The following is a 20506-nucleotide window of genomic DNA, read 5'->3' on the forward strand; positions in this document are numbered from 1 at the left end:
ATGTCTCTGGAAGGCGATCTGGCAGCTGTCTATAGCGATGTGCGGTTCGCCGACCTGCCCCCTGAAGCGGTGCATGCGGCGAAAGTCAGCCTGGTGGATGCATTGGCGGTTATGCTGGCGGCGACGGGCATGGAACCGGCCGCAGCGCTGTTCGCTGACCACGCGCTAGAGGCGGGTGGAGTGGCGCAATCCGTCATGCTGGGCCGGGGGCAGCGTGTGCCTGCGGCCATGGCGGCGCTGGCCAATGGCGCGCTGGCACATGCCATAGATTTTGAGGATACTTTTGACGCTACCGGCATGCATCCCAATGCGGCCATCATACCGGCAGTCCTTGCCTTGGCGGAGGCCCAAGGTGCCACAGGCGACCGGGTGCTGGTGGCTCTTGCGGCAGGATGTGATCTCGTGTGCCGGCTCAGCCTCGCCCTCGACAGCGACCCTGCCGCGCGACACTGGTATCACCCGCCCATGCTGGGTGCGGCTGGCGCGGCAGTGGCTGCATCGTGCATTCTGGGCCTGTCATCTCCACAGATCGTTGACGCTTTATCTCTGTCGCAGAACCTTTTCAGTCTGGGCGACGGATTAAAGCGTAGTCCGCAAAGCCAATTGCGCGCCGTTCGGGACGGGTTTGCCGCCCGCGCCGGGGTTGAGGCGGCACTACTGGCGCGGCGAGGGATGCGTGGCGTCGCGGCGCCGCTTACCGATCCTGCAGGCCTTTTTCCTGTCTTGACGGGCAAAGGGCCGCGAAGAGAGCCGCTTCTCGATGGGCTGGGCAGGCAATTCTACGGGACGCAGGTGACTATAAAACAATGGCCTTCCTGCCGGGGAACTCATCCCGTCATCGCTGCAGCACTGAATTTGCGTGCCGAAGGGGTGCGACCGGAGCAAATTTCAAAAATACGTTTTTCAGTCTCGCCACCCGATGACATGCTGCTGCAGCCAACTGCGCAGAAACAGCGGCCGGGGACCGCGATTGACGCAAAGTTTTCCATCCCGTTTTGCTTTGCGAGCGCCTTGGTTGAGGGCGACGTGTCACTCGAAAGTTTCACACCTGAACAGCTCCATAATCCTGACATTCTAAACCTTGCGGCCCGTGTTGAAATGGCCGGGCTGGTGGAAAAGGGCGCTGAACGCTACGACATTTACATCGATGGGAACACGGTCTCGAGCGCGCTAACCCTGCCGCCCACCCGTCGTGCGGCTGAGATATCAGAGCAGGAAATACAGCCGAAAGTGGCGCAGTGTCTGGCTTATGCCGCGGTGCGGATTGATGCTGCAGATCTCATTGCGGCCTGTTTCGGGCTCGATAGTGCGGCGCCGGCGCCGCTTTTCAGTTTGCTGGCGGCCAGTCCTTGAACTAGATCGGATCGACCTTAAGACTCAGCTCCGCTATGCCGAATTCGGTCCAACGGGCCCATTGCGGCTTACCCGAAATGGCGAAATGCCGTGTTCGGTTCAGCAGCCCCTCTACCATGAGCCGCGCCTGCATGCGGGCCAGCGACTGACCGATGCAGACATGTGGACCCGTGCCAAAGGCGATATGACGGTTGGGCTTGCGTTCGGGATCGAACTGACTGGCGTTCTCAAACACATCCTCGTCCTGGTTTGCCGAGAGGAAATGCAGTGCCACCGGGCAGCCGGCCGGGATTTTGCGGCCGCCGATTTCCGTGTCTTTCGTCGTGACGCGCACCAGCGCCTGGTTGGGCGCATAAAAGCGCAGCAATTCCTCTATGGCCGGGCGGAGTGCAATTCTGCCCTGACGCAGGCCTTCCTGAAGATCAGCGTGCATGGCCAGGTGATAGGCGGCGCTGCCCAGAAAATTCTTTGGTACGACATGCCCGCCAATCAACAGCAGGCGGATCATCCCCGCCACCTCATCATCGGTGAACGGTTTTGTGCCGCTCATGTCGGCCAGCAGGCCGGTGGCCATATCCGTTTCCGGACTGCGGGGATGCTTTTTCCGGTCGGCCACGAGGTCGATGGCGAATTGGTCTATTTCGCGTGAAAAGCCGCCCGCCATGCTCAGGCTTTCGGCCTGGATGGCTTTCACATATTCATGGCTGAGATGCCCCAGCCGACCGGCTTCGGCTAGATCAAGCCCGACAAGAATGCAAAGCGTGCCTTGCGTGAAAGGGGCGGCAAAATCATTGGCAAAATCGATGGTTTCGCCGGTCAGCAGATCGTCATAGAGCCGCTCTGCCAGGGCCGCGATCTCGGGCTCCAGTGCGCGCATCTTGTCTTCTTTGAAGAAGGGATTGAGGGCGCGGCGGTAAATCGTGTGCTCGGGCGGGTCAACCTGCAGGGGCAAACGCGCCAATCCCTTGCGCGGCGATGTGGGAATGACTGTCTGTTTGGTGGCTGTGAAGGTCTCCGGATCGCGGCTGGCAGCCACGACGTCCGCGTGCCTGGTCAGGGTATAGAACCCGCCCCAGCGCTCAGAATGGGCGACCGGACACCTGTTGCGCAGATCCGCATAGACGCGGCGCGGATTTTTGACTGTTTCCTCGCTAATCGGATCCCAGTCGCTGCCAGATCCTAATGGCCGAACAGGGTGTTGGGAAGCCATAGGCTAATCTCCGGTATGTAGGTTACAAGTAGCAAGAAGCCGAACATAATCAGCACGAAAGGCCATACGCCTTTGATCGCTTCGCCCAGCGGCGCCCGCGAAATCGACGAGAGTACGAACAGGTTGAGCCCGATGGGTGGGGTGAGGAAGGCGATCTCCATATTGACGATCAGGACAATCCCGAAGTGGATCGGATCAATGCCGAGCGGTGCCAACAGAGGGACGACAATCGGCGTAATGATCAGCAATACGGCGATGGCATCGAGGAACATGCCCATGATCAGCATGATTATGTTGAGCATCAACAGGAATTGCCAGCTCTCCAGGTCGTAGGATACGGCGAGATTTACCAGCGCAGTGGGTACGCCGGATCCTGTGATCCAGTGAGCGAACAGAAGGGCGAACAATACGATAAAGGTTACGGCGCTCGCCTTTTTCACTGCCTCTGTAATCAGCGGGAAGACCTGCTTCCAAGTGATTTCACGGTAGACGAGCAGGGCGACGAGCAGCGACGCCACAGCGGCAATGCCGGCAGATTCGGTTACCGTGGCATAGCCTGAGTAGATTCCGCCGAAGACTGAAAGTGGGATGGCGAGCGCGGGCAGGGCACGCAAATTTCGGCGGATGAACTCGCCGCGGCTGACTGTTTCTCCTGAGGCGAAATTCTTTTTTCGCGAGTAAATAGCTACCCAGCCGGCGAGAAGGAGAGCCTGCAATATGCCGGGCACGACCCCGGCCAGAAACAGACGCGGCACCGATTGTTCTGTCACCAGCCCGTAAAGGATCATGGAGAGGCTGGGCGGGATGAGGATGCCGAGCGTGCCGGCCGCCCCGACGACACCCAGGGCGAAGGGCCGGTCGTAGTTGCGGGCGATCATGGCCGGGATCAAAAAGGTGCCCATGGCCATAGCTGTGACTACCGATGAGCCGGAGATGGCTGCGAACAGGGTTGTGGCGATGACGCAGACCAGTGCCAGCCCGCCGCGCATATGGCCCACCCAGGCCTCTGCCGCATCAATGATGACCCTGGCAATGCCGCCTGATTGCATGAAAGTGGCTGCCATGACGAAAAACGGCACTGCCACAAAGGTGGTGGATCCGATGCCGGAGATGGAAGTTGCTGCAGCATCCAGCAGGGGACGACCTTCCAGCGCCAGCATAATCAGCGATACGGTCCCGAGGGCTACGAAAATCGGGGCGCCGAGCGCGATCAGGCCGAGCATGCCGACCAAACCCGCAATGCTAAGCATGATCGGTTCTCCGTGGCTCTGTGATCACTTCGGGCGCCTGATCTCCAGTCAGCATGTCGCCGGCGATAGAACGGGTGCCGTTAAGCAGCATCAGGACAAGGCGCAGCACGATGAGTGCCATGCCCACAGGCAAGGCGAGAAACATGGCCCAGGCCTGCGGTGTACGCAGAGATGAGGCTGACCGTTCATCCAGCATCAGTGCGAACTGAACGGCCTCATAGCCGTACCATCCTATGACCGCGCAAAAGCCCAGTGTCAGCAGCAGCATGGCAAAGCCGAGAACAGCTTGCGTGCGAGGGGGGAATATGGAGGCCACGATTTCGGTACTGATATGGCGCTTTTCATAGATCAGCACGCTGCCGCTGAGGACTGTCGCCCAGATGATGCAGTAAACCGATATTTCTTCCGCCCAGTCGACAGCATGGGCAGGCGCAACGGCACGCAGGACTGCACCGCCGAGAAACACTGCCAGAGCAGCGAGCAGCAACAGCCCGATAAGGACGGTCTCTACCTGACTCCAGACTTTGAGAATTTTGTCTATCATGGGGGGCTGATCCAAAGAAGGCTGCCGGCCGTGGCCGGCAGCATATGGTGAAGTTAAAGCTGTTCGAGGGCTTCTTGAACACGACTGACAAAATCGGCACTCATGCCGGAGCTGGACACGATATTGTCCTGCTCGCCGATCAGTTGTTTGCGGGCAGCACTTACAGCCTCCTCGGATGGTGTGTGGTAGGTGATGCCATTGTCCTTGTTGGTCTGAATCGCAGTTTGCAGTTCTTCTTCTGCATATTCGCGGGCCCAGCCCACCGTTTCCGCCCAGGCATCATGGATCACCTGGCGCTGTTCCTCGCTCAACTTGTCCAGGGTCGCTTTCGACACCAGCGGAATGTAGGTGCCCCAGCCTGCATTGTCTGCGAATGCATTGGCGATACCGGCTTCCCACAGCTTGCCACCGGAAATTGTCAGGTCGGTTACCGATCCCAGGCCGTCGATCTGGCCCTGGGTCAGCTGCAGAACAATTTCAGTGCGTGGCGTCGCCACAGGATTGGCACCCATGGCTTTGAGAATGCTGACAACCACCGGGCTCGGAGGGGTCGCCAGCTTGACGCCGGCGAGTTCGTCATAAGTGGTGACGGCAGTATCCGTGGTATAGGCGGAATTGTTGGGCGCAAACTCGAACTGGCCGCCATCCGGCACAACAATGCCTTTCTTTGCCACCATGGCGTAAAGCTCGTCGCCCAGCGGACCGTCCAAAATGGTGCGCACCTCTTCGCGCGTCGCGCCGAAGAACATGGGTAGTGTGATTACCGACAGGTTTGGCTCGAACTGGCTAAGGGTAGGGCTGGCCTGAATGGAAAGGTCGAGTGCTCCCGAGGCCAGTGCGCGCACGGCACCAGCTGAATCATAGAGCTGGCCGCTGGGAAATACCTCCACGGTGATTTCGCCATTGGAGCTGGCCTCGATGGCCTCAGCCCAGCGTTCGCTGGCCAGGTTGCGAATATGTCCCGGCGGCGTTTCGACTGACAGGCGTAATTCCACAGCCATCGTGGCCCCGGTCATTGTCATGCCGGCCGACAGGGCCAACGCTGCTATCCAAAGTTTCATTTTCTCCTCCTTTGCCGGCCCGGGCCGGCGTTTGACTAATGGACGGGTCCTCCTTCCCGTCCCTTGGGACAATGTCCCGCTCTCAACCGCTGGCTGATGCGCACCGCCACGCATTGGCCGGACGGGTCAGAATCTTTATCTGCCTGGTCTGTCGTGCCAGGAAGTGCCACGCGATGTGACGCGTTCTGCCATCACCCGGACGGAGCCCAGAACGTGGATGTCGTCGCTTGCCTCGATCATGCCCCTTCTCCCTCCCGTCGATTAATAGTTATATTAATGAACTATTTTTCAAACTAGTCAATGCACCGTTTTGGGGCGTGGTTTGACACCCTGCGGAGCACCGGATAATCAAATGGTCGTAGGGGGCAGGAGGGTGATGGTGGCCAAATGAACGATGAAATCGGCACGACCGGAGTCCAACTAGCTGGCCTGAGTGAGGATATCGTCTTTCTCACGCGGACTGTGCGGGCCCATTTGCGTACGGAGATCAGCCCGTTGCGCGCCGAGTTCAATGTTGCGCCCGGCGAGATTGGTATCCTGCGGATCATCGGGGCAAATCCGGGTATCTCCCAGAATGACCTCGCAGCAACTGTGGTGTTGAAGAAATCCGCTGTGGCGATGGTCGTCCGAGATTTGATGGAGCGCGGCCTGATCGCCCGCAAGCAGCAGAAAACAGACAGGCGTTACAATGCCCTGACGCTGACCAGCAAAGGCCGGGAACTGGTCGACGTGCTCGCGGACCGGGTCAAGAGCATGCATGACGACTGGTTTGCAAATTTCAGCCCGGATGAGCGCCAGCAGCTGTTCAATGGTTTGAACAAGCTTTCCGCGCGGCTTTCCAGTCGGGATATTGATCTTCAGGGTACGGACGAGGATTGAACCGTCATCCCGAGGGCTATTCCCGGTTCTAGATTATGAAATGTGATGCCCCATAATCTGGCAAAAACGCCGGTTTAAATACATTGTCCAGGCTCAGTTATTAGGCGCCCGGTCAACACCGGATTGCTTGTTCGTTGTTCCTCAACTCACCATGTCGTTTCGGTAAAGCGGCAGAGGCCGTCGGTGATCAGGCTGGCCATCAAGGCCCGTTGATGGTCCGGTTCCAGATCGGGCAGGGTGCCAACCTTGAAAGCATCGGTTTGTTGCATGACGAAGCGCATTGCCGGCTCGAAGGCCGGCGGCCCCTCGATGACCGAACCGAGAAACTGAAGACCGATACCCTTGTCAGTGTCGACAAGGCGGCAGGGGACATCCTGCCGGCGTTCCACCTTGCTGTCTGTTGTAATGGCATGGAGCTTGTTCATGTCGGAAAACAGGTGTCCATCGCCGCCGCTGCGGCCACGGCGCACGAGTTCGTCCTCAATCACGCCGGTTGCCTGCTCAACAGAGGCTGTTTGGGTGAACAGGTGTAGCAGTTCGGCAAATTGCTGCTGCAAGAGCGGCTTTGCCTCTGGTGATCCGAGGAAGCCGACTGGCAAAGGCTCCCGGAATTGGGGATGTAACCGGCAGGCGCATTCGAGCGCGGCGGCAAGCAAATCCTTGCCGAGGGGCGGGTGGATGCCGATGGTCAGGTGCAAGGAGGCCGTCTCGGTGGTTTCTGCCTCGTGGATCCAGCCGCGCGGCATATAAAGGACGTCGCCAGCGGTCAGCTTGATTTGTGTTGGCTCAGTGGTGGCCTCGCGCAGGCGCGGGTCGCCATTGGTCAGTTCATTGAGCGGGCATACGCTATCCTTGTCATGGACACGCCAGAGTTTTTCACCCTCAATCTGCATGACGATTACATCATGGGTATCGTAATGCGGGTTAAAGCCCTGCGCCGAGGGCGGCGTCAGATAGGCATTGACCTGAGCCCGGCAGCTTATCTCTTTTTGCAAGGCCTGAACCAGCATGGCGACATTGGCGTCGAAGTCCTCGACATTGTTCACGATTACGGTCTGGCCGCTCAGATAGTATTTGCGCAGTTTGTCGATATCCAGCCTGCCGGTGCTGTTATAGGGCGGTGTGACCTTTTCGTTGGCGGTGGTGGAGGCCAGCCGGATAGAGGGGGGCTTTGGCTGGCCATATTCCAGGGTGCGTTCCAGATCGTGGGCGCTGAAGAAGCGCTCGAAATGGTGCGGTCTTTTGCTGGCGAGCTGGATGGCGTTTTTCTGCCAGATGTTTTCGAAAAAGTCCTGCTTTGAATAGGGCTGGATCAGCCAGTCAAAATCAAACACGATGTTCATCTCCGAAACGACGCTGGATTTCTGATTGGGGATAACCGCTGTTCATGAGAACATTGCAAATCCCGGCGTAAAGCTCTTTGTAGGCGGCACAATAAACCGATGGGTTGTTGAACCCGTTCTGGTCAGAGAACCGGTTTTCCAGGTCGCCGCCGTGACATATGTCCTGCCAGCGGCAGGACGTGCAGGCATCGGGCAGTTTGCTGGTTTCAGTTTCGATTGCGGGGAAAACTGGGTCGGCGAGCACGCCGCGCAGGTTTGTGTCGGCAATGGCAAATTCCGGTGTTGCCGCATACCAGTCGAGGGCCGGAATATAGCTGTCGTCGATGGCGACTGTTTCGTCACTGCGGGCCACCAGAACCTGATTGGATTTTCGGCGGCGGGGCACGGGTTTGGGAGAGGCGCCTTGCCGGAAATAGCCCAACGCCCGGTCGATAAACCGCACATGTATGTCGGGATTGTCCTCGATCATCCACTCGGTGAACAAGTCGAGCAGTCCGGAGCCAATTTCGGCGGCTTCCTTGTCGACTTGCGGGGCGTGATCGTTGGCATTGCGATCGGGAAACAGGAAATGCATCTGCATGATGCCCAGCGCGCGCAAATATCTGAATGTGGCGGCGTAATCGACATGGCGGTCGAGCACGCTGATGGTGGAGGGGCGCAAAGAGGGGAAAACCGCGCTGGCTTCAACCAGTGTCCTGATTGTGTTTTCGGTCACGGTGAAGGTTGAGCGGCCGCGGTGGTCAAGGCGAAAACGATCATGGTCGGCTCTGTCGCCGTCAATACTGATGCCGATGGAAACGCGATATTTGACCAGAACCCGCAGCCAGTCGTGATTGAAAATCGTGCCATTGGTCTGGATGGCGAAGCGGACTTCAGCGACGGGCCCGATATGGGTCAGAAAGGCTTCGCACATTTTTGCAAAGCGGTCGGGTTTGGCCAGCATCGGTTCGCCGCCGTGAAACGAAATGTTGACGCGCGGAATACGCAAATCGGCGCAGCCGGCAGCGATCCATTTGGCCAGGTTTATTGTTGATCCAACCGATGCCCGTGCTGGCCGGCCGAGCGCTGTGTCGTCGCCCATATTGAAATAATAACAGTATGAGCAGTTGATGTTGCAGCGTTCGGCAATTTTGTAGACGACCTGTAAGCACTCAATAGAATTGGGCTCGGACGGATCCCATGGTTTGCCCATGGGGTCCTCCCGTCAATTACATGCTGTTCGTTCGAATGGGCGAACCCGAATGATCTAGCGTCGCATACGCGTGAGCACATCCAGGACATTGGTGACATCGAGATGATCAAAATTGGCAGTCAGCGAAGATTGATTATAGGGGCCATCACCGCCCTGATTATGATTGCCGCCGCCGGACTGGGTATAGCCGCCGCCGTTCTGGTCATAATCGCCGCCCTCGGTCGCGAGGGGGTTGATAAAGCTGAAGGAATTAGGTGTCAGCAGGCCATCGATAATTGCTTTGCCGATCAGTTTTCTCTGATCATCTGACACAGTGGGAACGGGAGTACGCGCCGTTGAACGCTTGCCGCTTTCAGCCATGGCTGTATCCTTTGTGTATATGACAGTAATTATTGAGGTGACGCGAAATTCGTAGAATTGACAGGTCAAATTATCACTTCAAGTTGATATAAAAATCAATAAATGCAATTACTTACATGGTTTTACGGAGCGGTTGTGTCGGTGTCTTGCTTGTTGGGGGGCTGTTTTCGCCTTCGCCCATTTGTGTGACAAGCGGGGCTTGTGGATTTTCGGATGCGTCCCACATTTGTCATGCGTAACCGATAAACCGGTTTCGGGACGGCCCGTCTGGTAATCGCCAGGGGGAGCGTCATATTCTGCGCGTCAGTATTTTCAGGGTTTTTTGTTTTGGGTGATAAAGACTACAGGCGTTTTGACCGGCAGTTTGACCGGCTTGAGCGACAGGTGCCCCGGGGTGTGGCGCGCTTCCTGATGTGGCTGCGACGGCCTTATGCCCGGCTGGTGCGCATTCCGCTGGGGCTGGTGCTGGTGTTGGGGGGCGTATTCAGCTTCCTGCCGGTCCTCGGCATCTGGATGCTGCCGCTCGGCCTGTTGCTCTTGGCCGTGGACTTGCCTTTCCTGCGCGGCCCGCTTGGTTCGTGGCTGGTGCGCGGGCAACGCTGGTGGGAACGGCGACGGCGGCGGAAGTGATTTTCAGGTTTAAGAAGAAATCGGGATTATTTGAACAGTCTGGATTTTTATTCGGTAACCAGTTGGCGAATTGCACGAAGTTCTGCATCGTTGGTTTGATAGTATTTTGAACTAAGCCCGATTCTTGTCCGGAAGATTATCAGATAAAATGCGGTGGCGGTGGCCCAGAGAGAAGAACAACAATGCTGGATGCGCCGAAAGAGGTCGTGACTGCCAAAGAAGGCGCTTTATCTGCTCCAGGCAAAAATTTGCGCTCATCAATTATTGAAAGTGCTGCGGCACAGGCCGCGATGCAGCCTTGGGTGGCCATGGAGTGCTACCAACTAAGCCGAGGCAAGCAAGTTTCGCTGATGGATAGTCTGGACCTTGGACGCGTGCAAATAGTGCGGGAACATCAGTTTGCGACGATCCAGAAACTGGGTACCACCCCCACAGATTTCTGTACGATATCCTATTGCACGCATGACCCCGCATTCCGGCTTTCAGACCATGCATCTAACAGTGCAGACAGCGTTTTCTTCATCCCGGAAAGCACCGAATTCGACATTCATGTGCCAGCCGGAACGCAAACCGCCTATGTCAGTTTTTCCCAGTCAGAGTTTGTCGGTGCTGCCCGGGTGTTGAATCCAAGAGCCTGGGAACGACCATCACAACGGGTGTTGCAATTCCAGTCCACGCAACTGACGGAACTAAAGTCAGCCATCGGTTGCTGGCTCGGCACAGCTGAGGCCGCGGCCAAGAGGGGCGAGACGCTGGACCCTGCAGTCATGCGCGGCATCGTGCTGCAGACTGCGTTGCGTACCGCGACCGCCCACTCGGTCGACGGCAAAATTTCCGCCCCCCTCGCGGCCCGGACTCGCGCCGTGCGAATTTGCCGGTTAGCGCGCGATTTTGTTGAAGAGCAGCTGGCCAACCATGCCGTGCCGACCGTTGTCGACATCTGCATGACGCTAGCCGTATCGGAGCGTGCGCTACTCTATGCCTTTCACGACTATGTGGGAATGTCGCCGCAAGCCTATCTTCGTCGCTGCAGGCTCAACCAGGTTCGTGCAACATTGCTCGCCAGAAGTCCGCAGAACACAACGGTGACACAGGTTGCTATGCAATTTGGTTTTCTGCATCTCGGTCGCTTTGCGGGCGACTACAAGCAGATCTTCGAAGAATCCCCGGCTGCGACGCTGAAAAGATGCATGTGAGGGCCACTGCAGCTTAAAATCACTTTTGCGGTTTCCGGATAGCAGCACTGTCCGCTCGAATTTAGTGTTCCCGGGAAGCCGTCGCGTTGAGCGCGTTGCGGCAAGAGGATCGAGACTGCAGGGATTATCGACCCTGCCGGTTATCTGGGGAGACACGCCTGCCATGCTTGAAAGTCCAGCACCTTCGGAATTCCGCAACAAATGCATCGACGCCGTTCGCAGCGTGTTGATCGCAGGGGCGGCCGTTGTGATGTTGGCGGGCGGGGCATATGCCCAGGCTGCCAGCATCGATAACTATCTGGAGCGGGTTCGGTTAGAGCATGACCTGCCGGCATTGGCTGCCGCCGTTATCAAGGACGGCGTTGTTGTGGCGGCGGGGGTTACTGGGACGCGCGTCGCTGACCAAGTTCTGCCTGTTGCCATGAGTGACCGCTTCCATATTGGCTCCAACACCAAGTCGATGACAGCGACATTGGCAGGAATGCTGGTCGATGAGGGCAAGCTGGCCTGGGACTCGCGCGTCGGTGACGTGCTGGGAGAAGAAGTCCCTGAGATGAGCCAGAGCCTCGCCGATGCCACGCTGGAGCAATTGCTGTCGCATTCGAGCGGGATCTCGAGCGACACACCGGAAATGCTTGACCTGTATTTCAGCGATGCCGTGTTTGACGACAACCTTGTCCAGCAACGCATTCACGCGCTTAGGGCTTGGCAGCACAACGAAGTGACCATCCCGACACCCTCGCCATTTCAGTACTCGAATTTTGGCTACCTGATTGCCGGTATGATGATTGAAAAGGTGAGCGGTACGCCTTGGGAAACGCTGATGTATGAGCGCATTTTTGAGCCACTTGGCATGGAGAGTGCGGGGCTTGGTCCGCAGGCCACCTATGGGCTTGTCGACGCTGCCGTGGGGCATCGCATTGAGGCTGATGGTGCAGTCACGCCCATGCTATGGGGTCCAGCTGCTGATGTTCCTCCCGTGATGGGGCCGGCGGGAAATGCGCATATGTCCATTCTCGATTATGCCAAATGGGCAGGCTGGAATGCCGGAAAAGCCAGACGCGGTCCGCAACTGGTCACCCCTGCGACGCTTGAATTTATTCAGGCAGTGCATGTTCAAACGCCGGTGCGTGAAAATCCCCCGCCAGGCACCCCGAGCACAGGCGGCTACGGATTGGGTTGGGGCAGCGTGGTGTTTGACTGGGCTGGCAAGCCTCTGCTTACCCATAACGGATCTAATTCGATGAACCTGGCCAGAATTGTTGTCGATACGGACACTGATATTGCTGTCACCGTCACGACGAATTTTCCCGGCCCAGGCGCCAATGCTGCCGCCGGCGAGGTCATGGAATACCTCTATCTGCAGTATGTAAATTAGCACTGTTATTCAAAGTTACTTACTGGAATCGCATTGTCAGCAGAAGCCGCGTTATTTTATTTCACGTCAGGAAAATGTATGTGTGAAGATTGCAAACCTATGAACCTTAGTCGTCGTGGCTTGATCTCTGGGGGCCTGGCGTTGTCGCTGGCAGCCCCGCTGGTCACACAGTCTTTCGCCCAAGAGGGCAGTGCGGTTGCGCCAGTTTCACCTGAAGAGGCGCGGCAGCGTCTGGTCGATGGCAATGCACGCTATGCTGCCAATGCCGCGATCAATGCGGATCACTCGCTGGCGCGTACCATTCGAGCGGAGGGACAAACGCCTTTTGCTGCCATTGTCAGCTGTTCAGATTCCCGAGTGGTCCCGGAGTTGATTTTCGATCAGGGGCCGGGCGATTTGTTCGTCGTACGCGTCGCTGGCAATTTCATCAGTGAAGAGGGGTTGGCAACACTTGAATACGGTGTGGCTGTGCTCGGTATAAAATATATACTGGTTCTGGGACACACCGCTTGCGGTGCCGTTGATGCGACGATCAAATCGATTGCTGACAGTGAATTGCCGCCGGGTCATCTGCCCAGCCTTGTCAATGCCATTCGCCCGGCGGTTTATGATGTGATGGGCGATGCACCCGACGATCTGCTGGCCGCTGCCACTGCCCAGAATGCCAAACTCAATGCTACACGCGCGCTGTCAGAAGGCCCAATCCTGTCTGAAGCTGCTGCTGCCGGTACACTTGGTGCGGCCGCAGGCGTTTATGAGATTGCCACGGGCAAAGTGGCGTTTTTGTAGACTGCCATTGCGCTAGCCATGCAGCAGTAGCGTGGCTTATGAGATTGCTGAGACGGCCTTATGCGCGGTTGGTGCGCATTCACTCGCGCTGATGCTTGTACTCGGCGGAAGTGAATTTCATGTTTAACAAAAAGCCCCGGCTGATTGAACAGCCGGGGCTTTTTGGTTCAGTGACTATTGTTCTGCCATCAGCTGCAGCCGGTCGTTGAGCCGCAGGTGTCGCATTTCAGGCAGGTGCCGTTCCGGACCAGGGTGAAGTTCTGGCATTCGGAGCAGGCCTCGCCGACATAGCCTTTCATCTGTGCTTCTGCGCGCAGCTGGGTTTCTGCCTTGGCGGGGGCGGGGGCTGCCGCTTCTACTTCGGGGGAGAGTTCCAGCTTGGCTTCCGGCTCGCTCTTGAAGGCGGTGCCGGATTTCAGCGCGGTGACGGTTGCCGCATGCAAGGCTTTCGCCGGGCTGCCGCTCTGGCCTTCGCCGGAGACGATCATCAGCTTTTGATTGCTGACGCGGCCACGGGTGAGACCCTTGGACACGAAGCGATCTGCCGAGACCGGGGCAGGGGCATGGCTTGCATCACGCGACTTCTGGTCTCCGTCTCCCTCAGACAGGCCGGTGGGCGATGTCTTTTCGGGGCTGACATGAGCCAGATCTGTGCGGTCGAGATAGGAGATCGCCAGTTCACGGAACACATAGTCGAGGATTGAGGAGGCGTTCTTGACCGAGTCATTGCCCTGAACGAAGCCGGCCGGCTCGAACTTGGTGAAGACGAAGGTTTCGACATATTCCTCAAGCGGCACGCCATATTGCAGACCCAAAGACACCGAGATGGCGAAATTGTTGATCAGGGCGCGCAGGGTTGAACCTTCCCGGTTCATATCAAGGAAGATTTCACCCAGACGTCCGTCTTCATATTCGCCGGTACGCAGGAAGATGGTGTGCCCACCGATCTTGGCCTTCTGGGTGTAACCCTTGCGTCGGGTGGGCAGCTTTTCCTGTTCGCGGACGCGTTCGATGATGCGCTCGACAACCTTTTCGGCAACAGCCGCTGCACGGGCCTGTGCCGGCATGGCGATCAACTCTTCAACGGCATCTTCTTCCTCGTCATCATCGGCGAGGATGGAGGCATTGAGCGGCTGGGACAGCTTGGAGCCATCGCGATAGAGCGCATTGGCCTTGAGCGCCAGTTTCCAGCTGAGCATGTAGCTTTGCTTGCAATCCTCGACCGTCGCCTCATTCGGCATGTTGATGGTCTTGGAAATGGCGCCGGAGATGAACGGCTGGGCCGCGGCCATCATGCGGATATGGCTTTCAACCGACAGGTAACGCTTGCCGATCTTGCCGCAGGGGCTGGCGCAATCGAAGACGGGCAGGTGCTCGTCCTTCAAGTGCGGGGCACCTTCAAGGGTCATGGCACCGCACACGTGGATATTGGCGGCCTCGATATCCTTTTTGGAAAAGCCGAGAGCGGGCAGGATTTCAAAGGTGAAATCATTGAGCTGCTCGTCGGTGAACCCGAGGGTTTCCTTGCAGAAGTCTTCACCAAGGGTGAACTTGTTGAACACGAACTTGATGTCGAAGGCATTCTTGAGCGCTTCATTGACCGCGGCGATCTTCTCGTCGGTGAAGCCTTTGGCTTTCAATGCTGCCGGGTTGACGCCGGGAGCCTGATTGAGATTGCCATGGCCGACGGCGTAGGCCTCGATTTCGGCAATATCGCTCTCGGAATAGCCAAGGGTACGCAGGGCCGGGGGCGCGGCGCGGTTGATGATCTTGAAATAGCCGCCACCAGCGAGCTTCTTGAACTTCACCAAGGCGAAGTCAGGCTCGATACCGGTGGTGTCGCAATCCATGACCAGACCGATCGTGCCGGTCGGGGCGATCACCGAGACCTGGGCATTGCGATAGCCGTGCTGCTTGCCGAGATCCAGTGCCTGATCCCATGCTGCCATGGCGCGGTTGATCAGGTTCTTGTCGGTGCAGGACTTGTGATCAAGCGGTACCGGGGCAATCGACAGCTTTTCATAGCCATCTGCCTTGCCATGGGCGGCATTACGGTGATTGCGGATGACGCGCAGCATGTGTGGCGCATTGCGCTTGTAGTCTTCGAACGCGCCCAGCTCCTTGGCCATTTCGGCTGACGTGGCATAGGCAACGCCGGTCAGGACGGCAGAGAGGGCACCGCCAATGGCGCGGCCTTCATCGCTGTCATAGGGAATGCCCGAGGTCATCAGCAGGCCGCCAATATTGGCGTAGCCAAGGCCGAGCGTACGGTATTTGAACGAGCGTTCGGCAATCGCCTTTGAGGGGAACTGCGCCATCATCACCGAGATTTCGAGCACGATGGTCCACAGGCGGACCGTGTGTTCGTAGGCGGCGGTGTGGAAGGTGCCGTCCTTCTTGCGATAGGGCAGCAGGTTGATGGAGGCAAGGTTACAGGCCGTGTCGTCCAGGAACATGTATTCCGAGCACGGATTGGACGCGATGATGTCGCCAGCCTCGGGGCAGGTGTGCCAGTCGTTGATGGTGGTGTGGTACTGGATGCCGGGATCGGCACAGGCCCATGCGGCATAGCCAACCGATTCCCACAGATCGCGGGCCTTGATGGTCTTCATCACGTCGCCGGAAATGCGGGCCGTGAGGTCCCAGTCGCTGTCTTTTTCCACGGCTTCGAGAAAGCCGTCGGTGACGCGGACGGAATTGTTGGAGTTCTGGCCGGATACGGTCAGGTAAGCTTCTGAATCCCAGTCAGTATCGTAGACGGGGAAATCGAGATCGTCATAACCCTGCTGGGCGAACTGAATGACGCGCTGAATATAGTTCTCGGGCACCAGTGCCTTTTTGGCAGCGCGCACTTCGCGCTTCAGCGCCGGGTTTTTGGCCACATCGAAGCAATCATTGCCCGAACCGGTGCAATTGACACAGGCCTTCATGATTAGCTTGAGGTGCTTGGAGACAACTTTGGAACCGGTAACGAGAGCGGCAACTTTCTGCTCTTCCTTCACCTTCCAGTTGATATAGGCCTCGATATCGGGGTGATCGATGTCGACGACGACCATTTTGGCCGCACGACGCGTGGTGCCGCCGGACTTGATGGCGCCCGCTGCCCGATCACCGATCTTCAAAAATGACATCAGGCCGGAAGACTTGCCGCCGCCGGAAAGCTTTTCGCCTTCGCCGCGCAGCTGGGAGAAGTTGGAGCCGGTGCCGGAGCCGTATTTGAACAGGCGGGCTTCACGTACCCACAGGTCCATAATGCCGCCATCGCTGACCAGATCGTCGCTGACGGACTGGATGAAGCAGGCATGGGGCTGGGGGTGCTCATAGGCCGATTTGGACTGCACCAGCTTGTGGGTGAAGGGGTCGACATAGAAATGGCCCTGGCCGGGGCCGTCAATGCCATAGGCCCAATGCATGCCGGTGTTGAACCATTGCGGGGAATTGGGGGCAACGCGCTGGGTGGCGAGCATGTAGCATAGCTCGTCATAGAAGGTGCGGGCATCTTCTTCGCTATCGAAATACTTGCCCTTCCAGCCCCAATAGGTCCAGGTGCCGGCCAGACGGTTGAACACCTGGCGGCTGTCGATTTCCGAACCGTATCGTTCATCTTCGGGGAGTTTTGCGAGCGCCTTTTCGTCTGGCACAGAGCGCCAGAGCCAGGACGGCACGTCGTTTTCCTCGACCTTTTTCAGGATCTTGGCAACGCCCGCCTTGCGGAAATATTTCTGCGCAATGATATCGGCGGCAACCTGCGACCATGTCGCGGGCACATCGATATTATCGAGCTTGAACACAACCGAACCATCCGGATTGCGAATCTCACTGACGGCCTTGCGGAATTCAATCCCGGCATAGGCAGACTGTTCGGCTTTAGTAAAACGACGCTCTATGCGCATTCCCAGGTAACCCCCAAAAAAATATGTATACCGGCGCTCTCGCACCGCAAGCCTTGGTTTAGGCTTCTGACCTTTGTTCTTCGCACCCCAATTTCCAGACCGCCTTGCGGGGCGTGGAAATGTGTATTTGCCGAGTGGACATCGCCTGACACCAGACTTTTGCCGGTTTGAACGTGAACACTGGTTGTCATGCGACCATGCCCCGAAGAGGCATTTACGCAGTCTGTCCCCTTCCTAAAGCTGCGCCGTGCCGAACAAGCAGTCGACACCCTCGAATGGGTGCCAACGGGAAAAACAAATGCTTTTTCGGTTGCCGTCGCAGGACCGGAAGGTTCGCCCGCACAACGGCTAGAAACTAGTCCCGATTCAAATTTTGGGTCAACAGCTAACATCGGAAAAAAAGACCACCCCTTGTGTCTGGCGCGTCCATTCTCGCTAAATCTAGTATATTATGTGTGAACAGCGGGGATAAACCACAAGGGGCTGGGGACATTTTTGCCGGGCAAAATCTGCCGCTTCTCAGCGTAACAAAGCTGGGCTGTCAGTACTGATTCTGGTGCTAAGCATACGCGATAATTCACTTCTTGCCCGATTTGCCGGGCGATGCGTGACCGGGCGCAAAATGCGAATTCAGCCTGCGAATCTCATTCGCATGAACACGATGAAATATGCCCGATCTGTCAAGCTGTATAATTTGGGTGTTTTGGAGATTGTGCCGCTTCGGACTTTAGTGGCGGGGAGGCGCAGGCTTTGATAGGCGGGCCCCGGTTTTGCCTGATTGCAAGCGTGTCGCCGCTGCTGGCAGGTTTTGGGGAGATGTACGGTGATTCTGGGCGTGCTGCTGTTTGATATGGCAGCGAATCGGCCCGTGCGGCGTGGTCATAAGGCGCTTCGTGGCAAATGGCGTGTTAAAATCGTCATAGACGGCCTAATCCGGGGCAAGTTTTCAGCATCGGCTCTAGGCTTGATCGGGCCTGCGTGATACATGCTTGTGCAATTCGTCTTTGTCTTTCCAACCTTCGGACAGGTGGCATGAAACAGCTGATCGCAGAGCTTTTTATCTGGTGGCATGGCCAAACATTGGGGATGCGGGTCAAGACCTGGCTCAAAGGGCATTATCTTGGCAGCGACGATGCCGGTAACCGCTATTACGTGGACAAAAAGACCGACCGGCGCTGGGTGCTCTATAATGGACCTGCCGAGGCGAGCGCCATTCCGGCGGGCTGGCATGGCTGGATGCATCACCGGGTAGATACACCTCCCTCCGAGGAGCATTATCAGGCGCGCGTCTGGGAAAAAGGTCACAAGCAGAACCTGACAGGGACCGCCGGTGCTTACCGCCCGGAAGGCAGTCTGCTGAGCAAGGGCGAACGTCCGCGGGTCAGCGGCGATTACGACGCCTGGTCACCCGAATAGGTTTGGCCTTAATTCGCCCTTTTCTTCTGGCATGATTGTCGACATGATTCCTGCTTTGCGTTTTCTCGCCACTGTGCTCGTTCTGTCCGGACTTGGTGCCGCTCCCGCGGTCGCCGAGACCATTGCCAATCCTGTCGCGACCTTTTCCGGCCTCGACAAAATCACCGGGCGGATTACCAATTTCGATGTCTATATTGATGAGACCGTGCAATTCGGGGCGCTGCAACTGACGCCCAAGGCCTGTTATACCCGGCCACCCACGGAGACGCAGCGCACCTCAGTGTTTCTTGAAGTTGATCAGGTGAGCCTCGATGGTGCCCTGACGCGTATCTTCCAGGGCTGGATGTTTGCAGACAGCCCGGCGCTCAATGCGATTGACCATGCGGTCTATGACGTGTGGCTGATCGATTGCAAACAAACCAGCGACGTCGCCCCGCCGGAATAACGATCCAAAATTTTCGAATCATGTGCGTGCTTGACAGACGGTCATTGCCTTTGTATTTAACAGAATTGTTATTTAACAAAATGGCTAATTATGACACAGCAAAGCGATAATCTCAGTCTGACCTTTGCAGCGCTCGCCGATCCCACGCGGCGCGCCATTCTCGGACGCCTTTCGGCGGGGGAGGCAACCGTCAATCAACTGGCCGAACCCTTCGACATCAGCCTGCCGGCGATTTCCCGGCATTTGAAAGTGCTGGAGGGCGCCGGGCTGATCAGCAGGGGCCGGGACGCGCAATGGCGCCCATGCCGGATTGAAGCCGCATCACTGCGCGACATCGTCAACTGGCTCGAACACTACCGACGGTTCTGGGACAGCAGTTTCGACAGGATGGACAACTACCTTAAGGAAATTCAGAAAGGGAAGGCAGATGGCCCTCACAACTGACGCTGTATCAGAGACAATATCTGCTCTTGTCATTGAGCGCGAATTTGATGCACCGCGCGAGCTGGTATTCAAGCTTTGGAGTGAACCGCAGCACCGCGCCATGTGGTGGGGGCCTGAGGGACACGGCCTGGATGATTTTTCCATGGATTTCCGCGAAGGCGGTGCCTGGTCGGTCACAATTCAAAACCCGGACGGTTCGACCGCGCAAATGTACGGCGTTTTTAACGAGATCATCGCGCCAAGTCGTTTGTGCTTTACCTATCATTTTGACGAGGTCGGCATCCATTCCACCGTCGAAATCGATTTCGTTGTGCGCGACGCGCATACCGTAATGCATTTTCGCCAAAGCCCTTTCCCCAGCGAAGCCGAAAAGGCGAGCCACAATTGGGGTTGGAGTTCGAGCTTTATCCAGTTCACGGCATATTTGCAGCATATGCTGCTGTCTCCGCCGGGCACAAAGTGGACACGTGAACTCACAGGTGTTGCCGCAGATGTTGAAGCCGCCCGGGAACGTGCCAGGCAGGAAACGCGGAAGAGTGGTTCCGCTAGCAGGGAACTTCGTATCGAGCGCATCTTTGCGGCCCCGCGTGAGCTGGTGTTCCGTATGTGGAGCGATCCGACGCACGCCCTTCGCTGGATGGGGCCCCGCCACGCCCCAGCAGTCTCGTTCAAGCAGGATTTCCGGGTGGGTGGAAAATGGCGGGGTTGTCTGCGTGGCATACCAGAATCCAATGGTGGCGATGCGGAACTCTGGCAGGGTGGTGTTTATCGCGAAATCCAGGTGCCGGAACGCATCGTTTTTACCTTCCAGTGGGATGGTGGAGCCGAAACACTTTGTACGGTTGAACTTTTCGAACATGGGGCAGGAACCAGAATGGTTTTCACCCAGGGGCCGTTCGATATTGACAGCAACAGGGATGGACATACCGAAGGCTGGAACAGCGCCTTCGACCGCCTTGTCGATCTGATTGTTGAGCCCATTATCCAAGCGCAATTCGGACGTGCTGCCGGCAGGCGTATTTCCGGTCTGGAGGCCGATATAAGAGCTGCGAAACACAGACAGGACGAAAGCCAGAGCGCCGAAGATGGCAGAACCGCCGGGAAAGAGCGATGAACGGGGCTT

At 57.3% G+C, this 20506-nt stretch carries 18 protein-coding genes; 10 read left to right on the plus strand and 8 right to left on the minus strand.

Going from position 1 to position 20506, the window contains the following annotated elements:
• Positions 1-1353, plus strand: coding sequence for an MmgE/PrpD family protein (locus L1P08_RS02470; RefSeq protein WP_303618430.1), 1353 nt, complete (start codon positions 1-3; stop codon positions 1351-1353).
• Between the two features lies 1 nt (position 1354).
• On the opposite strand, the gene L1P08_RS02475 is transcribed toward L1P08_RS02470, so the two are convergent.
• Genes L1P08_RS02475 through dctP form a run of 4 tightly spaced genes read right to left on the minus strand, consistent with a single transcriptional unit; the run spans position 1355 to position 5418 of the window.
• On the minus strand, positions 1355-2563 hold the full coding sequence (locus L1P08_RS02475; protein ID WP_303618431.1) for a cytochrome P450: 1209 nt from the start codon (positions 2561-2563) through the stop codon (positions 1355-1357).
• Complete coding sequence (locus L1P08_RS02480; protein WP_303618432.1) at positions 2533-3813, minus strand: TRAP transporter large permease; 1281 nt, start codon at positions 3811-3813, stop codon at positions 2533-2535. The genes L1P08_RS02475 and L1P08_RS02480 overlap by 31 nt, the downstream gene beginning before the upstream one ends.
• On the minus strand, positions 3806-4357 hold the full coding sequence (locus tag L1P08_RS02485) for a TRAP transporter small permease (RefSeq protein WP_303618433.1): 552 nt from the start codon (positions 4355-4357) through the stop codon (positions 3806-3808). Before L1P08_RS02485 ends, L1P08_RS02480 begins: the two co-directional genes overlap by 8 nt.
• A 53-nt stretch (positions 4358-4410) precedes the next feature.
• Positions 4411-5418 carry a TRAP transporter substrate-binding protein DctP gene (dctP, locus tag L1P08_RS02490; protein ID WP_303618434.1) on the minus strand — a complete coding sequence of 336 codons (1008 nt, stop codon included), beginning with the start codon at positions 5416-5418 and terminating at the stop codon, positions 4411-4413.
• Between the two features lie 387 nt (positions 5419-5805).
• Here dctP and L1P08_RS02495 point away from each other — a divergent pair, with 387 nt between their 5' ends.
• Complete coding sequence (locus tag L1P08_RS02495; RefSeq protein ID WP_303618435.1) at positions 5806-6297, plus strand: MarR family winged helix-turn-helix transcriptional regulator; 492 nt, start codon at positions 5806-5808, stop codon at positions 6295-6297.
• Between the two features lie 146 nt (positions 6298-6443).
• Here L1P08_RS02495 and L1P08_RS02500 read toward each other — a convergent pair whose 3' ends face one another.
• The 3 genes from L1P08_RS02500 to L1P08_RS02510 are packed head-to-tail and all read right to left on the minus strand — an operon-like array spanning position 6444 to position 9192.
• Positions 6444-7631 carry a cupin domain-containing protein gene (locus L1P08_RS02500; RefSeq protein ID WP_303618436.1) on the minus strand — a complete coding sequence of 396 codons (1188 nt, stop codon included), beginning with the start codon at positions 7629-7631 and terminating at the stop codon, positions 6444-6446.
• Positions 7624-8832, minus strand: coding sequence for a radical SAM protein (locus tag L1P08_RS02505; protein ID WP_303618437.1), 1209 nt, complete (start codon positions 8830-8832; stop codon positions 7624-7626). Before L1P08_RS02505 ends, L1P08_RS02500 begins: the two co-directional genes overlap by 8 nt.
• A gap of 54 nt (positions 8833-8886) precedes the next feature.
• A complete protein-coding gene (locus tag L1P08_RS02510) occupies positions 8887-9192 on the minus strand; it encodes a hypothetical protein (protein WP_303618438.1) in 306 nt (101 codons plus the stop codon).
• A 327-nt stretch (positions 9193-9519) separates the two neighbouring features.
• On the opposite strand from L1P08_RS02510, the gene L1P08_RS02515 reads away from it, so the two are divergent.
• The 4 genes from L1P08_RS02515 to L1P08_RS02530 all read left to right on the plus strand — a co-directional run bounded on the left by L1P08_RS02515 (position 9520) and on the right by L1P08_RS02530 (position 13185).
• On the plus strand, positions 9520-9822 hold the full coding sequence (locus tag L1P08_RS02515; protein ID WP_303618439.1) for a hypothetical protein: 303 nt from the start codon (positions 9520-9522) through the stop codon (positions 9820-9822).
• A 182-nt stretch (positions 9823-10004) separates the two neighbouring features.
• The gene (locus L1P08_RS02520; protein WP_303618440.1) at positions 10005-11018 is read left to right on the plus strand and encodes a helix-turn-helix domain-containing protein; all 1014 of its coding nucleotides are present in this window, start codon (positions 10005-10007) and stop codon (positions 11016-11018) included.
• Between the two features lie 25 nt (positions 11019-11043).
• Positions 11044-12396 (plus strand): serine hydrolase domain-containing protein, encoded by a 1353-nt coding sequence (locus L1P08_RS02525; RefSeq protein ID WP_303618441.1) that lies wholly within the window; start codon positions 11044-11046, stop codon positions 12394-12396.
• Between the two features lie 99 nt (positions 12397-12495).
• On the plus strand, positions 12496-13185 hold the full coding sequence (locus L1P08_RS02530) for a carbonic anhydrase (protein ID WP_303618442.1): 690 nt from the start codon (positions 12496-12498) through the stop codon (positions 13183-13185).
• A 188-nt stretch (positions 13186-13373) separates the two neighbouring features.
• Here L1P08_RS02530 and L1P08_RS02535 read toward each other — a convergent pair whose 3' ends face one another.
• Entirely contained in the window at positions 13374-17078 is a 3705-nt protein-coding gene (locus L1P08_RS02535) for a vitamin B12-dependent ribonucleotide reductase (protein ID WP_303618443.1), read from the minus strand.
• 1032 nt (positions 17079-18110) lie between these two features.
• Here L1P08_RS02535 and L1P08_RS02540 point away from each other — a divergent pair.
• The 4 genes from L1P08_RS02540 to L1P08_RS02555 all read left to right on the plus strand — a co-directional run bounded on the left by L1P08_RS02540 (position 18111) and on the right by L1P08_RS02555 (position 20497).
• Entirely contained in the window at positions 18111-18494 is a 384-nt protein-coding gene (locus tag L1P08_RS02540; protein WP_303618444.1) for an NADH:ubiquinone oxidoreductase subunit NDUFA12, read from the plus strand.
• Between the two features lie 43 nt (positions 18495-18537).
• Entirely contained in the window at positions 18538-18939 is a 402-nt protein-coding gene (locus L1P08_RS02545) for a DUF2155 domain-containing protein (RefSeq protein WP_303618445.1), read from the plus strand.
• Between the two features lie 90 nt (positions 18940-19029).
• Positions 19030-19383, plus strand: coding sequence for an ArsR/SmtB family transcription factor (locus L1P08_RS02550; protein ID WP_303618446.1), 354 nt, complete (start codon positions 19030-19032; stop codon positions 19381-19383).
• Positions 19367-20497, plus strand: a complete 1131-nt coding sequence (locus L1P08_RS02555; RefSeq protein ID WP_303618447.1) for an SRPBCC family protein — start codon at positions 19367-19369, stop codon at positions 20495-20497. Before L1P08_RS02550 ends, L1P08_RS02555 begins: the two co-directional genes overlap by 17 nt.
• The last annotated feature ends 9 nt before the right edge of the window (positions 20498-20506 follow it).

Source organism: Mariluticola halotolerans, assembly GCF_021611515.1.
Classification (GTDB): domain Bacteria; phylum Pseudomonadota; class Alphaproteobacteria; order Rhizobiales; family Devosiaceae; genus Mariluticola; species Mariluticola halotolerans.

Excerpts from the sequence above, each read along its gene's own strand:
- L1P08_RS02470 (WP_303618430.1), top strand. The coding sequence starts at position 1 with ATGTCTCTGGAAGGCGATCTGGCAGCTGTCTATAGCGATGTGCGGTTC.
- L1P08_RS02475 (WP_303618431.1), bottom strand. The coding sequence starts at position 2,563 with ATGGCTTCCCAACACCCTGTTCGGCCATTAGGATCTGGCAGCGACTGG.
- L1P08_RS02480 (WP_303618432.1), bottom strand. The coding sequence starts at position 3,813 with ATGCTTAGCATTGCGGGTTTGGTCGGCATGCTCGGCCTGATCGCGCTC.
- L1P08_RS02485 (WP_303618433.1), bottom strand. The coding sequence starts at position 4,357 with ATGATAGACAAAATTCTCAAAGTCTGGAGTCAGGTAGAGACCGTCCTT.
- dctP (WP_303618434.1), bottom strand. The coding sequence starts at position 5,418 with ATGAAACTTTGGATAGCAGCGTTGGCCCTGTCGGCCGGCATGACAATG.
- L1P08_RS02495 (WP_303618435.1), top strand. The coding sequence starts at position 5,806 with ATGAACGATGAAATCGGCACGACCGGAGTCCAACTAGCTGGCCTGAGT.
- L1P08_RS02505 (WP_303618437.1), bottom strand. The coding sequence starts at position 8,832 with ATGGGCAAACCATGGGATCCGTCCGAGCCCAATTCTATTGAGTGCTTA.
- L1P08_RS02510 (WP_303618438.1), bottom strand. The coding sequence starts at position 9,192 with ATGGCTGAAAGCGGCAAGCGTTCAACGGCGCGTACTCCCGTTCCCACT.
- L1P08_RS02520 (WP_303618440.1), top strand. The coding sequence starts at position 10,005 with ATGCTGGATGCGCCGAAAGAGGTCGTGACTGCCAAAGAAGGCGCTTTA.
- L1P08_RS02530 (WP_303618442.1), top strand. The coding sequence starts at position 12,496 with ATGAACCTTAGTCGTCGTGGCTTGATCTCTGGGGGCCTGGCGTTGTCG.
- L1P08_RS02535 (WP_303618443.1), bottom strand. The coding sequence starts at position 17,078 with ATGCGCATAGAGCGTCGTTTTACTAAAGCCGAACAGTCTGCCTATGCC.
- L1P08_RS02540 (WP_303618444.1), top strand. The coding sequence starts at position 18,111 with ATGAAACAGCTGATCGCAGAGCTTTTTATCTGGTGGCATGGCCAAACA.
- L1P08_RS02545 (WP_303618445.1), top strand. The coding sequence starts at position 18,538 with ATGATTCCTGCTTTGCGTTTTCTCGCCACTGTGCTCGTTCTGTCCGGA.
- L1P08_RS02550 (WP_303618446.1), top strand. The coding sequence starts at position 19,030 with ATGACACAGCAAAGCGATAATCTCAGTCTGACCTTTGCAGCGCTCGCC.
- L1P08_RS02555 (WP_303618447.1), top strand. The coding sequence starts at position 19,367 with ATGGCCCTCACAACTGACGCTGTATCAGAGACAATATCTGCTCTTGTC.